We start from the raw sequence: 13,070 nt of genomic DNA on the forward strand, positions 1-13,070 counted from the left end.
AGTGCAAAGCGCAGTTCGCACTTGTCGCAGGCAGGTTACAGCTTTACCTATGTCGCATGTCTGCTCCGCTCATCGACCCGTTTGCCCGCGCCATCACATATCTCCGCGTCTCCGTTACGGACCGCTGTGATTTTCGTTGCGTCTACTGCATGTCCGAAAACATGACCTTTCTGCCCAAGAAAGACCTTCTTACGCTGGAAGAGCTGGATCGCATGTGCTCGACCTTTGTAAGAATGGGCGTTGAGAAACTGCGCATTACCGGCGGTGAGCCATTGGTTCGTCGCAATATCATGACTTTCTTCAACGCCATGACTCGCCACTTGGACAGCGGTGCGTTGAAAGAGCTGACGCTGACGACAAACGGTTCGCAACTGCATCGCTTCTCCGAAGATCTATATGCCGCCGGTGTGCGCCGTGTGAATGTATCCCTGGATACTCTGGATGACGACAAATTTGCCAAGGTCACACGCTGGGGCCGCCTCAAACAGGTACTGAACGGCATCGACGCGGCGCAGAAGGCAGGGCTGCGGATCAAGATCAACGCTGTTGCGCTCAAGGGTTTCAACGAACCCGAACTGCCCAAGATCACTGAATGGTGCGCCGAGCGCGACATGGACCTGACCTGGATCGAGGTCATGCCGATGGGCGATATCGGCAACGAGGATCGCCTGGACCAGTACTGGTCGCTCAAGGACGTGCGCAAAGAGTACGAAAACCATTACACAATCACGGATCTGGCCGAACGCACTGGCGGCCCGGCCCGCTATATCAGGCTGGAAGAAACCGGTCAGAAGATCGGCTTCATCACGCCCCTGTCCCACAATTTCTGCGAAAGCTGCAACCGCGTGCGCCTGACCTGTACTGGCGAGCTTTATATGTGTCTTGGGCAGGAGGACATGGCTGATCTGCGCGGCGCATTGCGGGATCACCCCGATACAGAACAGCCGCTTGAAGATGCCATCCGCGCGGCGATCAACCTGAAACCAAAAGGTCACGACTTCGACTATTCCCGCCAGTCCGTCGATGGCCGGATGAGCCGCCATATGAGCCATACAGGCGGCTGATACATGCCGGATCCCCAAGACCGACCCACAGCGCTGTACTACCTGTACTGCGCTCTGATCTCTCTGGCCGCACCTCTGGTCTGGAGAACCGTCCGAAAGAAACTTGAGGCTGCGGGCGTAGCAGCCAACCGCCAGCACGAACGTCTTGGCCATGCCAGTCAGCCCCGCCCCGCAGGGCAGTTGATCTGGTTCCACGCCGCCAGCGTCGGCGAAAGCCTGTCGGTCCTCACTCTGATCAATCGGCTGGGCACCTGCCTTCCCAAATCCGAGTTTCTGATCACCTCAGGCACGCCAACCTCAGCGGCCCTGATCGAAAAGCGCTTGCCGCCCCGCACCCGGCACCAGTACCCGCCGCTTGACACAGCCGGCCCGGTTCAACGCTTTCTGGACCATTGGCAACCCGATGCCGGGATCTTCGTCGAAAGCGAGATCTGGCCGCGGTTGATTGTCGAAAGCGCAGGGCGCGACATTCCACTGGCTCTGCTGAATGCTCGATTGTCGGACAAATCTGTCGCCGGATGGAAGAAGCGCCCTAAAACGGCAAGGTTTATTCTGAATAAGTTTCGCCTGTTCCTGACGCAAAACGACAAAACAGCTGCCGACCTGATTGCCATGGGTGCCCCTGCCCAACGCGTGCAGCCCGGCACCAACCTCAAGGCCATGTCCGATCCTCTGCCTGTGGACCAGAACACGCTGGATGACATTCGCGCGCAATTAGCCGCCAGACCGGTCTGGATCGCCAGTTCCACCCATGCCGGAGAAGAAGACAGCGTTCTGGCAGCCCACAAAGCATTGTTGCAGCATTGGCCCGACCTTCTGCTGCTACTGATCCCACGCCACCCCGAACGACGCGGTGAGGTTGCAGAACTTCTGAACAACGCGGGGCTCAAGGCGTCCTTCCGGTCAAAAAACGCACCGATCACAGATACGACGCAGGTGTATGTTGCCGACACACTGGGCGAAACCGGAACCTGGTACGCGCTTTGCCCGATCGTTTTCCTTGGGGGGTCACTGAAAGAAATTGGCGGACACAACCCATTTGAACCGGCACAGGCCGGGGCCGCCGTGATCACCGGCCCGGGGTATTTCAACTTTGCAGAAACCTTTGCCCCGCTGATCGACGCCAAGGGCGCTGTCGAGGTCCAGACATCCGCTGACCTCTCTGAGGCCGTTTCACATTGGTTGTCGGACCAGAATGCCCTTCAAGCGGCCCGAAGGGCTGCACAATCCTGCGTCAATACGCAGTCGACCGCCTTGGATGCCGTCGTCGAAACCCTCTGCACGGTGCTTGATCTGCAAGCAGAGGATCCCGCTTCATCTGGCTAGAAATATCCCGGGGGTGTGGGGGCAGAGCCCCCACGCTCTCCATCAGGCGGCTGGCATCCGCTGTTCGACAATCTCCGCCCACCAGCTGCATCCGGCCGGAATGGCTTCGTCGTTGAAATTGTATTCCGGGTGATGAACCATTGCGGTGTCACCGTTGCCCACAAGAATATAAGCGCCTGGGCGTTCCTCCAGCATGAAGGCAAAATCTTCGCCCCCCATGACCAAAGGTGCCTCGTCGCAATCACCGGACACCGACCGGGCCACATCCGCCGCAAACTCTGTTTGCTCGTCGCTGTTCACCATCACCGGATATCCACGAATATAGGTCACGTCAGCGGTGCCGCCAAACGTGGCCGCAACACCGTTGCAAATCGCGTTGATCCGCTTTTCAGCCAGATCCCGCATGCCCTTGCTCATGGTGCGCACCGTGCCTTTGATCTGCACGGTCTGAGGGATCACATTGAACGCCTTGGATGACGTCTCGAACGATGTCACTGACACCACAACCTGATCGATCGGGTCGGCATTGCGCGAAGAAATCGTTTGCAGCGTTAGGACAGCCTGCGCTGCCAGAACTGTGGTATCCACGGTCTCATGCGGTTTGGCCGCATGTCCGCCGCGACCCTCAAAGGTGATGTCGAACTGATCGGTTGCCGCAAAGAACGACCCCGGTCGGATTGCGAACTTGCCGACAGGCTGTCCCGGCCAGTTATGCATGCCGTAGACTTCCTGAATGTTCCAGCGGTCCATCATGCCGTCTTCGCTCATTTCGCGGCCCCCGCCGCCGCCTTCCTCAGCAGGTTGGAAGATCACGACAACGGTGCCGTCAAAGTTGCGGGTTTCCGACAGGTACTTTGCCGCCCCCAGCAACATCGCGGTGTGCCCGTCATGACCACAGGCATGCATCGCACCCGGCGTTTTCGAGGCATAGTCCAACCCCGTTGCCTCATGTATCGGCAACGCATCCATATCTGCGCGCAGGCCGATCACCTTTCCCTTGCTGTCCGACTTGCCTTTGATCACCCCCACAACGCCGGTACGTCCGATACCGGTCACAACCTCATCGCATCCGAACTCTTTCAGCTTCTCGGCCACCTTCGCGCTGGTGCGGTGGGTCTCAAACAGGATCTCTGGATTTTCGTGCAAATCCCTTCGCCATTCCGTGATTTCATTCTGCAATTCGGCAAAGCGGTTCTTGACTGGCATGTCTTTTCTCTCTCCTGATTCAGGTCACGCCGCCGGCATCCGGCGCTCGACCATTTCCGCAAACCACGAGCACCCAATGGGGATGATCTCGTCATTGAAATTGTATTCGGGGTGGTGCAGCCCGGCACTGTCACCGTTGCCCAAGACGATGAATGCCCCGGGCCTCTCTTCCAGCATGAACGAGAAATCCTCGCCCCCCATCACCATCGGCGCTTCAATGCAACTGCCCCCGACCGACACCGCAGCCTCTGCTGCATATCCCGTCTGGGCTTCGGCATTGATCGTCACTGGAACACCGCGCGTATAGGTGACGTTCACGGACCCGCCAAATGTTGCAGCGGTCCCTTCCGAGACTTCCTTCAGCCGTTGTTCGATCAGGTCGCGCAACTCGTTGGAATGGGTCCGCACGGTGCCGCGTATCCGTGCCGATTGCGGGATCACGTTGAACGCTTTCGAGGACGTCTCGACCGAGGTCACAGACAGCACGGCCTGCAAAATCGGATCCGCGTTGCGCGACACGATCGTCTGCAACGCCACGATCAGCTGCGACAGCATCACCGTTGTATCAATCGTCTGATGAGGTTTTGCCGCGTGGCCGCCGCGCCCTTCAAGTTGGATGTCAAACTCGTCCGCCGCTGCCAGCAACGGGCCTGAGCGAATGGCAAACTGCCCGGTGGGAACACCCGGCACATTGTGCATCGCATAGACTTCCTGAATGCCGAACCGATCCATCAGACCGTCCTTGCACATGGCCTCGGCGCCATTCCCACCCTCTTCGGCAGGCTGAAAGATCACAATTGCCGTGCCATCAAAGTTGCGGGTTTCCGCCAGATACTTGGCGGCCCCCAAAACCATCGCAGTATGCCCGTCATGACCGCAGGCATGCATCGCATTCGGTATTTCTGAGGCATAGTCCAACCCGGTCTGTTCCTGCATCGGCAGGGCGTCCATATCGGCGCGCAAGCCAATCACACGGCCCCGCGTATCGCTTTTGCCGCGAATGACCCCGACGACTCCGGTGCGACCGATGCCGGTCACGACCTCGTCGCAACCAAACTCGTTCAGCTTTTCCGCAACCAGCGCACTGGTGCGGTGGGTGTCGTACAGAATTTCCGGGTGTTGGTGAATGTCACGCCGCCAACCGGTGATCTCATCATGCATCTCTGCGAGACGGTTCTTGATCGGCATGTCATTCTCCCTGTTTCATGCGACAGGCAATCGTCGTTCCACAAGCTCGGCAAACCAGCTGCAACCGGCGGGGATCGCGTCGTCGTCAAAGTTGTATTGCGGGTGATGGCACATGGCCGTATCCCCGTTCCCGATAAAGATGTACGCGCCGGGGCGTTCTTCAAGCATATAGGCAAAATCTTCAGACGGCATGATCGGGTCCGTGCTGTCGTTGACCTTGCCCGCAACCGCAGCTGCCGCCTCGGCGGCATAGCCTGTTTCGGCCTCGGAATTCACTGTCACCGGGTATCCCGGTGTCCAGATAACCTCCGCCTTCGCGCCAAAGGCCGAGGCCGTATCCTCGGCGATCCGGCGCACGCGTTCTTCGGCGATTGTGCGATACTCGGGGTCAAGTGTCCGCACGGTTCCCTGCAAACGAACCGTATGAGCGATCACGTTCGACGCTACGCTGTCCGTCACAAACGTCCCAACGGTGAGGACAACTCGCTTGATCGGGTCAACGGTCCGGGACACAACCGATTGCAAGGCAACAACGATGTGCGAGGCCACCAGCGTTGTATCCACCGCCTCATGCGGTGCAGCGGCGTGTCCGCCCTTGCCAGTGACGGTGATTTCAAACTCATCGGACGAGGCCAGCAACGCACCGGGTCGAATTGCGAACTCTCCCACCGGAAGACCGGGCATATTGTGCATGCCATAGACCTCGTGAATGCCCCAGCGGTCCATCAACCCGTCCTGACACATGGCCAGACCGCCGGCCCCGCCTTCCTCGGCAGGCTGAAAGATCAGAACTACGGTGCCATCGAAATTGCGCGTTTCGGAAAGGTACTGCGCGGCCCCAAGCAGCATCGAAGTATGCCCGTCATGTCCACAGGCGTGCATCTTGCCCGACACGGTCGAGGCATAGTCCAGCCCTGTCGCCTCTTCAATCGGAAGCGCGTCCATGTCTGCACGCAGGCCGATGACGCGCCCCTGCGTATCCGTGCGCCCTTTGATCACCCCGACAACGCCCGTTTTGCCAACGCCCGGAGTGATCTCGTCCACTCCGAATTCTTTCAGACGGGCAGCGACAAACGCCGCAGTTTCATGGACGTCATACATCAACTCCGGATGGGCGTGCAGGTGGCGACGCCATTCGGTGATCTCGCCATGCATTTCCGCAAGTCTGTTTTTCACGGGCATCTCAAGACCTTTCTCTCAACCGCTGGCACCGTATTACACCGGGCTAGACGCATAGTTTTTCAACCAATCGCTGCATGAATTTATGACCGGCTTCGAATTGTTCAATCGTAATGAACTCATTCGGCTGATGGGCCTGTGCTATGTCTCCGGGTCCGCATATCACGGCAGAATACCCGGCCTCCTGAAATTGGCCTGCCTCGGTCCCGTAACTGACCACATGGCTTGCGTTGTCTCCGGTCAGGGCGCGTACCAGAGCTTCGGCTTCACCATCCTCTTCCGGGATCAACCCCGGAATCGCGAAGTTTTCAGTCAGTTCGATGCGGGTATCCGGGTGAACGGCCTGCATCTGAGCCTCAATGTGCCGAACCTGTTCGAAATAGGCATCGCGCCATTGGGCCTGCGTTTCATCGGGCACAGTCCGGAAATCCATCATGAACCGGCAGTCTTTGGCGGTAATGTTATGGGCTGTTCCGCCTTCAATCATACCGACGTGGCAGGTTGTCCAGGGTGGATCGAACACGGCAGCAACGGTACTGGGTTGCGCCGCCATGTTTCGCGCGTTCTGTTGGTTGGCCCAGTCGATCAACGGGGCCGCCGCCATGATGGCGTTGACGCCTGTGTGCATGATCGAGCTGTGAACTTCGAACCCGACCATATGGGTGTCAAAGCCGAACCCACCCTTGTGACCCGTCACCGCCTGCATCATCGATGGTTCGCCCACAACCACCGCCGAGCCTTTGGGAAGAACGCCCTGCATCGCCTCGATCATCGGCGGCGCCCCGGTACACCCGACTTCCTCATCAAAACTCAGCGCAAGTTGGAGCGGTCGTTTCACACGTGCGTAATGCGCCTCGACCAGCGCCCAGATGGCAAGCGCATCAAATCCCTTCATGTCACAGGTGCCGCGCCCGAAATATTTGCCGTCCTCCTCGGTCACGGTGAAGGGGTCGGTGTCCCAGGGTTGCCCGTCAACCGGTACGACATCCGTGTGCCCGGACAGTACAACTGCGCCTTCTTCCAAAGGGCCAACATGCGCAAAGATCGCCGCCTTATGCGGCTGATCCGGATCAGGCCAGCGGTGCGACGTGATCCCATGGCTTTGCAGGTATTCTTCCACCCAGCCGACCAACGGCAGGTTGGTGTCACGACTCACGGTTGGGAATGAGATCAGCTTGGTCATGATCTCAAGCGGCGTCAGGCGCTTGGCCATCGTGTCAGTACCCACTGTCTGTGGTCAGGATAAAGTGACCCGGTTCAACCTCTTGATATTGCGAGGGTTCCGGTTTGTAATCGACAGGATGGATCGGTGACGGGATCGGTTTGAAGTTCAGGTCTTTTTCAGTCTTTCGCTTGTTCGGATCAGCAATTGGAACTGCCTTCATCAATGCCTGCGTATAGGGGTGTTGCGGGTTTTCAAACACACGTGCACGCGGGCCCAGTTCCACAATGCGGCCCAGATACATAACGCCGACATAGTGGCTGACACGTTCAACCACGGCCATGTCATGACTGATGAACAGATAGGACAGCCCCAGATCGGACTGCAGCTCCATCATCAGGTTCAGAACCTGCGCCTGAACCGACACGTCGAGGGCCGAGACCGCCTCATCCGCGATGATCAGCTTGGGGTTCAGGGCCAGTGCGCGGGCAATCGCGATCCGCTGACGCTGTCCCCCGGACATTTCATGCGGGAAACGACGCATGAAGCTGCGCGGCAGCTGCACCTTGTCGAACAATTGCGCGACGCGGTCCTGCAATTCGGATCCCGACGCCACGCCATAGTTGCGCATCGGCTCGGCAACCTGATCGACCAGCTGCATCTGTGGGTTCAGCGAGGCGAACGGGTCCTGAAAGATCATCTGCATGTCCAGCCGCGCCTTGCGCAGGCCGGACGGGTCCAGCTTCATGATATCGACACCGTCCAGATTGACCTCGCCCGCCATCGGCTCGACCAGCCGCAGGATCGAACGCCCGGCCGAGGACTTTCCGCACCCGGATTCGCCCACAAGGCTGAGTGTCTGACCTTTGTTCAGTGTGAATGACACATCCTCGACCGCATGAACGTTCGAGATCGTGCGCCGCAGAAGACCACCTTTGACAGGAAACCGCGTGGTCAGGTTCTTTACCGTCAACAAAACTTCTTCGGTTCCGGGGATGGGTGCAATTTTCTGCCCCTCGACACCCAGCAACTTCATCGGTTCGGGTGCCGACTTGCCCTGCATTTCACCCAACTTCGGCACTGCGGCCAAAAGCGCCTTGGTGTAATCATGCTGCGGGTTTTCAAAGATTTCCCTGACGGTCCCCTCTTCGACCTTGTTGCCGCGATACATGACGACAACACGGTCAGCCATCTGCGCAACAACCGCCATGTCATGGGTGATGAACATTACCGCCGTACCGGTTTCGCGCTTGAGGCGATCCATCAGGGCCAGGATCTCGGCCTGAATAGTCACGTCTAGCGCCGTGGTGGGTTCATCCGCGATCAGCAAGCGGGGTTCGCAGGCCATCGCCATTGCGATGACGACACGTTGGCGCATCCCGCCCGACAGCTCATGCGGGTACTGTTTCAAACGACGCTCAGGCTCGGGGATACGAACCTGGCGCAACAACTCAAGCGCCCGGTCCTCGGCCTGTGACTTCGACATCTGCTTGTGGATGCGCAGACCTTCGGTCAACTGGCGACCAACGGTAAAAACTGGGTTCAGCGCCGTCATCGGCTCCTGAAAAATCATCCCGATCTCGTTGCCGCGAATCTGTTTCATCAGATCCGGATCGGCTTTGGACAGGTCCATCTCGCCCCCATCGCGGCGATCAAACAGAAGTTCACCACCCGCGATTTCACCCCCACCGAACTCGACCAGCCGCATCAGCGACAGCGACGAAACCGATTTTCCAGACCCCGATTCGCCAACGATACAAACGGTTTCACCCGGTTTGACCTCGAACGAGACATCCTCAACACCGACAACGGGGCCATCCTTCGTCTGAAACTCCACCCGCAGTTTTTTAATCTGTGCAATAGGCTGATCCAGCACGCGCGCGCTCCCTTGACGACGGTATTCTTTTTCTGAATTCCGAACGCTAAGGCGGGCCGCCGGGAAAAGTCAAACCCATTACACATTTTCGCGACGGCACTACTTGCATTTTTCTCAGGTTCTGTTTCGATACGCCATGTAACCGACCTGGGGAGGCGGCGCAGACCGAAATCGTTAGCGCTATTATCTTTGTTGATCAGAACCTTACCTTGGGGCGGCAACGCCAAACCCGCAGGCCTTGCGGAGATAATCGAGACACGAACGTGTCCAACTTGGGAGTAACTTATGAAAATCAAAACCCTTTTGCTTGGTGCGATTGCAAGCACGGCGATGGCCCCGATGGCCTTTGCCGAGCGCGGATCGGACGGCAATGTCAGCATCATTTACTGGCAGGCCCCGTCGATCATGAATCCCTACCTGTCCAGCGGCACCAAGGATATCGATGCCTCCGCGTTGGTTATCGAACCCCTTGCGCGATATAACGAAGATGGCGAACTTGTGCCCTGGCTGATCGACGAAGTTCCGACCGTTGAAAACGGCGGCGTGTCCGAGGATCTGACCTCGATCACATGGAAAATTACATCCGGCCTTGTCTGGTCAGACGGCAGCCCGTTCACCAGCGCCGATGTCAAGTTCACACATGAATACTGCACGCATCCCGAAGGCGGTTGCGCCCAGCTTGTGAAATTTGAAGGTGTCTCCAGTGTGGAAACACCCGACGATCTGACGGTTGTGGTAAACTTCGAAAGCCCAACCCCCAACCCCTATGGCCCGTTTGTCGGCGGTGAAAGCCCGATCCTTCAGGCCGCCCAGTTTGCAGAATGCCTGGGCGCGCGGGCTCCGGAATGCACGGACGCCAACTTTAACCCGATCGGCACCGGCCCGTTCACGGTAACCGAGTTCCGGCCAAACGACGTGATTACGTTGGCGGCGAATGAAAACTATCGCGATCCTGCCAAGCCCGCATTTGCCAGTGTGACCTTCAAAGGTGGCGGCGATGCAACGGCGGCTGGCCGCGCGGTGATGGAAACAGGCGAGTTCGACTATGCCTGGAACCTGCAACTTGCGCCCGAAGTGATCGCGCAGATGCAGGAAGGCGGCAAAGGCACCCCGGTCGCGGGCTTTGGTCCGCTGGTCGAGCGTATCATGCTGAACCAGACCAACCCGTCGCCCGATCTGCCGGAAGGCGAGCGGTCAACGGCCCAGCATCCGCACCCGTTCCTGACCGATCCGGCGGTTTACAAAGCGATGTCGCTGGCCATCGACCGTCCGCTGCTGGTCGAGGTCGGCTATGGTCAGGCGGGCAAGGTGACCTGTAACTGGGTTCCGGCCCCAGCTGCGTTCAACTCGACCTCGATGACCTGTGACAAGCAGGATATCGAAGGCGCGAAAAAGCTGCTGGATGATGCGGGGATCGTTGATACCAACGGCGACGGCATCCGCGAAAAAGACGGCGTTCCGCTGAAAATCGTCTATCAGACCTCGACCAACGCCGTCCGTCAGGATTTCCAGGCGCTGATCAAGGAATGGTGGAGCCAGATCGGCATCGAATCCGAGCTGCGCAACATCAACGCATCGGTCTTCTTTGGCGGTGATCCGGGCTCGCCCGATACCTTCCAGAAGTTCTATGCCGATGTTGAGATGTACGCCAATACCTTCTCGGGCACCGACCCGCAGGTGTATCTGGCCAACTTGCTGTGCTCGGATGCGCCGCGCCCGGATTCGCAATGGCAGGGACAGAATATCTCGCGCTGGTGCAGCGAAGAGTATGATGCGATGCACGCCCAGCTTGCCAAGACCGCCAATTTCGACAAGCGCGCGGAACTGGGCCGCAAAATGAACGATTTGGCGGTTGAAGGCGGCGCAATGATTCCGCTGGTTCATCGCGGTCGTATCTCTGCCCATTCCAATACCTTGGGCGGCGTTGTCCTGAATGTCTGGGACAGCGAAATGTGGAACGTCGCGGACTGGTATCGCAAAACCGGTTCCTAAACTTCACAAGTGCGAAACCGCGCCCCGATCCTCATCGGGGCGCGGCATTACACGAGCGCTCCAACAAAATGACGCATCTGCAAAGGCACCTTTGAATGCTCAACTTCACCATTCGACGACTGGTGCTGGCCGTACCCACGCTGCTGTTCATCAGCCTCATTATTTTCCTGCTTCTGGAACTTGCGCCCGGCGATCCGATGGCCAGCCAGCCGCTGACCGTACCTGCGGACGTGCGCGAACGGATGCGCGAGGCGCTTGGCCTTGGTCAGCCGATGCATATCCGGTTCTGGAAATGGATCGTGCAGTTCTTCTGGATTGAACCGCAGGTGCTTGTCGACTCGATCTTTGGCACCACCTTTTCCGAAGGCGACCTGCGTGTGATTTCGTGGCAGACCCGCTCACCCGTTATGGACATCGTCGTTCAGCGGATCCCGCAGACCCTGTGGGTTGTCGGCACCGCCTATGTGGTCGCCATCCTGATCGCGCTGCCCATCGGCATCTATTCGGCCTACCGCCAATATTCCTGGTTCGATCAGATGGGTACCTTCGTGTCGATGGTTGGCTTTTCCGTTCCACCCTTCTTCTCGGGTGTTCTGGTGATCGTCATTTTCTCGGTCCAGCTGGGGTGGTTCCCGTCGATCTATGACACCACACTGGTGGTCAACAGCTGGGACAGTTTCGTTGTGCAACTCAAACAGATGATCATGCCGGTCATGGTTCTGGCCTTGCAGATTACAGCGCAGCTCAGCCGGTTCATGCGCGCGTCCATGCTGGATAACCTCAATCAGGATTATGTTCGCACCGCCCGCGCCAAGGGTCTCAGCGAATACACCGTGGTCATGGTTCACGTTCTGCGAAACTCGATGATCCCGGTGGTCACCGTGATTGCGCTGGGTATTCCGTCCATCTTTGGTGGCGCCATCATCACCGAGCAGGTGTTCAAAGTGAATGGCATCGGTCAGCTGCTGATCGGAGCGATTCAGGCCAATGATCTGCCGATGGTGCAAACCCTGACCTTCATCTTTGCCGTACTGATCGTGCTGTTCAACCTGATCGCTGACGTACTTTACGGCATTCTGGACCCGAGGATTCGATATGACTGATCATGATCGTACCGATACACTGGTCCCGGACGAAGGATTTGCACCTGCCTCGACAGCCTTGCCAACGGCCGGCGTGATGGAAGAACTGGCCACCCCTCCCCGCAGCCAATGGCGCGATGTGTGGGATCAGTTCAAGACCCACAAAGGCGCAATGGTCGGTGCGATCCTGTTTATCATCATCGTCGCCGGTGTTTATTTGGGCCCGTATCTGTGGAGCATCGATCCAACCCAGATCGATATCCGGTCGCGCAATCAGGGCCCCAGTTGGGCGCATCCCTTTGGCACCGATCAATTGGGTCGCGACATTCTTGCGCGCATGATGTCGGGTGGTCAAACCTCAGTCTCGGTTGGCATAACCGCGATGTTGCTGGCGCTGTTTCTGGGATCGTTCATCGGCGTTCTGGCAGGATTCTTCAGACGGCTCGATGGGCCGCTGATGCGCCTGACCGACCTGTTTCTGGCCCTGCCCCTGCTGCCTTTGCTGCTGGTCATGATGCTTCTGTTCCGCGAGCCCCTGTCAGCGGCTTTTGGGCTGGAGCGCGGGATATTCATCCTGATCGTCTGCGCCATCGGCATCACCTCATGGATGCCGACTGCGCGGATCGTGCGCGGTGATGTGCTGGCCATCAAGGAACGTGAATTCGTTCTCGCCGCGCGCTCCATCGGCACCAGTAACAGCCAGATCATCACGCGGCATATCCTGCCGAACGTTCTGTCGCCAATCATGGTGTCGGCAACGCTGGGGATTGCCACAGCGATCATCACCGAAAGCGCGCTGTCCTTCCTTGGGTTGGGCTTCCCGCCCGACTTCCCGACATGGGGCCGCCTGTTGTTTGATGGTGTCGACTATCTTCAGCAATACCCCGAGCGTGTATTCTGGCCCGGTCTGGCAATCTCGCTGACTGTGCTGAGCGTCAACTATCTGGGTGATGGTCTGCGCGACGCGCTGGATCCCCGCATTCGCGGACGCTGAA

The 13,070-nt window shown here is 58.3% G+C and carries 10 protein-coding genes; 5 read left to right on the plus strand and 5 right to left on the minus strand.

Translation table 11 applies throughout. The annotated features are described in order from the left end of the window. The first annotated feature begins 56 nt into the window (after window positions 1–56). Together moaA and ACR0DY_RS07550 are read left to right on the plus strand one after the other, a co-directional pair. Window positions 57–1,064, plus strand: coding sequence for a GTP 3',8-cyclase MoaA (moaA, locus tag ACR0DY_RS07545; RefSeq protein ID WP_267362895.1), 1,008 nt, complete (start codon window positions 57–59; stop codon window positions 1,062–1,064). Window positions 1,065–1,067: 3 nt separating this feature from the next. Further along, a complete protein-coding gene (locus ACR0DY_RS07550; protein WP_480545731.1) occupies window positions 1,068–2,390 on the plus strand; it encodes a 3-deoxy-D-manno-octulosonic acid transferase in 1,323 nt (440 codons plus the stop codon). Between the two features lie 42 nt (window positions 2,391–2,432). Here the strand turns inward: ACR0DY_RS07550 and ACR0DY_RS07555 are convergent, their stop codons facing one another. Genes ACR0DY_RS07555 through ACR0DY_RS07575 form a run of 5 tightly spaced genes read right to left on the minus strand, consistent with a single transcriptional unit; the run spans window position 2,433 to window position 9,001 of the window. Next, the gene (locus ACR0DY_RS07555) at window positions 2,433–3,596 is read right to left on the minus strand and encodes a M20 aminoacylase family protein (protein WP_480898033.1); all 1,164 of its coding nucleotides are present in this window, start codon (window positions 3,594–3,596) and stop codon (window positions 2,433–2,435) included. Window positions 3,597–3,620: 24 nt separating this feature from the next. Beyond that, complete coding sequence (locus tag ACR0DY_RS07560; protein ID WP_480545732.1) at window positions 3,621–4,784, minus strand: M20 aminoacylase family protein; 1,164 nt, start codon at window positions 4,782–4,784, stop codon at window positions 3,621–3,623. A 15-nt stretch (window positions 4,785–4,799) separates the two neighbouring features. Beyond that, window positions 4,800–5,966 (minus strand): M20 aminoacylase family protein, encoded by a 1,167-nt coding sequence (locus ACR0DY_RS07565; protein WP_267362903.1) that lies wholly within the window; start codon window positions 5,964–5,966, stop codon window positions 4,800–4,802. Between the two features lie 43 nt (window positions 5,967–6,009). Then, window positions 6,010–7,176, minus strand: a complete 1,167-nt coding sequence (gene argE / locus ACR0DY_RS07570; RefSeq protein ID WP_480481804.1) for an acetylornithine deacetylase — start codon at window positions 7,174–7,176, stop codon at window positions 6,010–6,012. Window positions 7,177–7,180: 4 nt separating this feature from the next. Next, window positions 7,181–9,001, minus strand: coding sequence for an ABC transporter ATP-binding protein (locus tag ACR0DY_RS07575; RefSeq protein WP_480545733.1), 1,821 nt, complete (start codon window positions 8,999–9,001; stop codon window positions 7,181–7,183). Between the two features lie 285 nt (window positions 9,002–9,286). On the opposite strand from ACR0DY_RS07575, the gene ACR0DY_RS07580 reads away from it, so the two are divergent. The 3 genes from ACR0DY_RS07580 to ACR0DY_RS07590 all read left to right on the plus strand — a co-directional run bounded on the left by ACR0DY_RS07580 (window position 9,287) and on the right by ACR0DY_RS07590 (window position 13,069). Continuing rightward, window positions 9,287–10,993 (plus strand): peptide ABC transporter substrate-binding protein, encoded by a 1,707-nt coding sequence (locus tag ACR0DY_RS07580; protein ID WP_480481806.1) that lies wholly within the window; start codon window positions 9,287–9,289, stop codon window positions 10,991–10,993. Between the two features lie 95 nt (window positions 10,994–11,088). Then, window positions 11,089–12,096, plus strand: a complete 1,008-nt coding sequence (locus tag ACR0DY_RS07585; protein ID WP_480481807.1) for an ABC transporter permease — start codon at window positions 11,089–11,091, stop codon at window positions 12,094–12,096. Then, complete coding sequence (locus tag ACR0DY_RS07590) at window positions 12,089–13,069, plus strand: ABC transporter permease (RefSeq protein WP_480476031.1); 981 nt, start codon at window positions 12,089–12,091, stop codon at window positions 13,067–13,069. Before ACR0DY_RS07585 ends, ACR0DY_RS07590 begins: the two co-directional genes overlap by 8 nt. The last annotated feature ends 1 nt before the right edge of the window (window position 13,070 follow it).

It is taken from the genome of Ruegeria sp. O6 (assembly GCF_056535045.1).

What these genes read in the sequence shown, in the direction of transcription:
- ACR0DY_RS07590 (WP_480476031.1), top strand. Translation starts at nt 12,089, where the DNA reads ATGACTGATCATGATCGTACCGATACACTGGTCCCGGACGAAGGATTT.
- ACR0DY_RS07580 (WP_480481806.1), top strand. Translation starts at nt 9,287, where the DNA reads ATGAAAATCAAAACCCTTTTGCTTGGTGCGATTGCAAGCACGGCGATG.
- ACR0DY_RS07560 (WP_480545732.1), bottom strand. Translation starts at nt 4,784, where the DNA reads ATGCCGATCAAGAACCGTCTCGCAGAGATGCATGATGAGATCACCGGT.
- moaA (WP_267362895.1), top strand. Translation starts at nt 57, where the DNA reads ATGTCTGCTCCGCTCATCGACCCGTTTGCCCGCGCCATCACATATCTC.
- ACR0DY_RS07565 (WP_267362903.1), bottom strand. Translation starts at nt 5,966, where the DNA reads ATGCCCGTGAAAAACAGACTTGCGGAAATGCATGGCGAGATCACCGAA.
- ACR0DY_RS07555 (WP_480898033.1), bottom strand. Translation starts at nt 3,596, where the DNA reads ATGCCAGTCAAGAACCGCTTTGCCGAATTGCAGAATGAAATCACGGAA.
- ACR0DY_RS07550 (WP_480545731.1), top strand. Translation starts at nt 1,068, where the DNA reads ATGCCGGATCCCCAAGACCGACCCACAGCGCTGTACTACCTGTACTGC.
- argE (WP_480481804.1), bottom strand. Translation starts at nt 7,176, where the DNA reads ATGGCCAAGCGCCTGACGCCGCTTGAGATCATGACCAAGCTGATCTCA.
- ACR0DY_RS07585 (WP_480481807.1), top strand. Translation starts at nt 11,089, where the DNA reads ATGCTCAACTTCACCATTCGACGACTGGTGCTGGCCGTACCCACGCTG.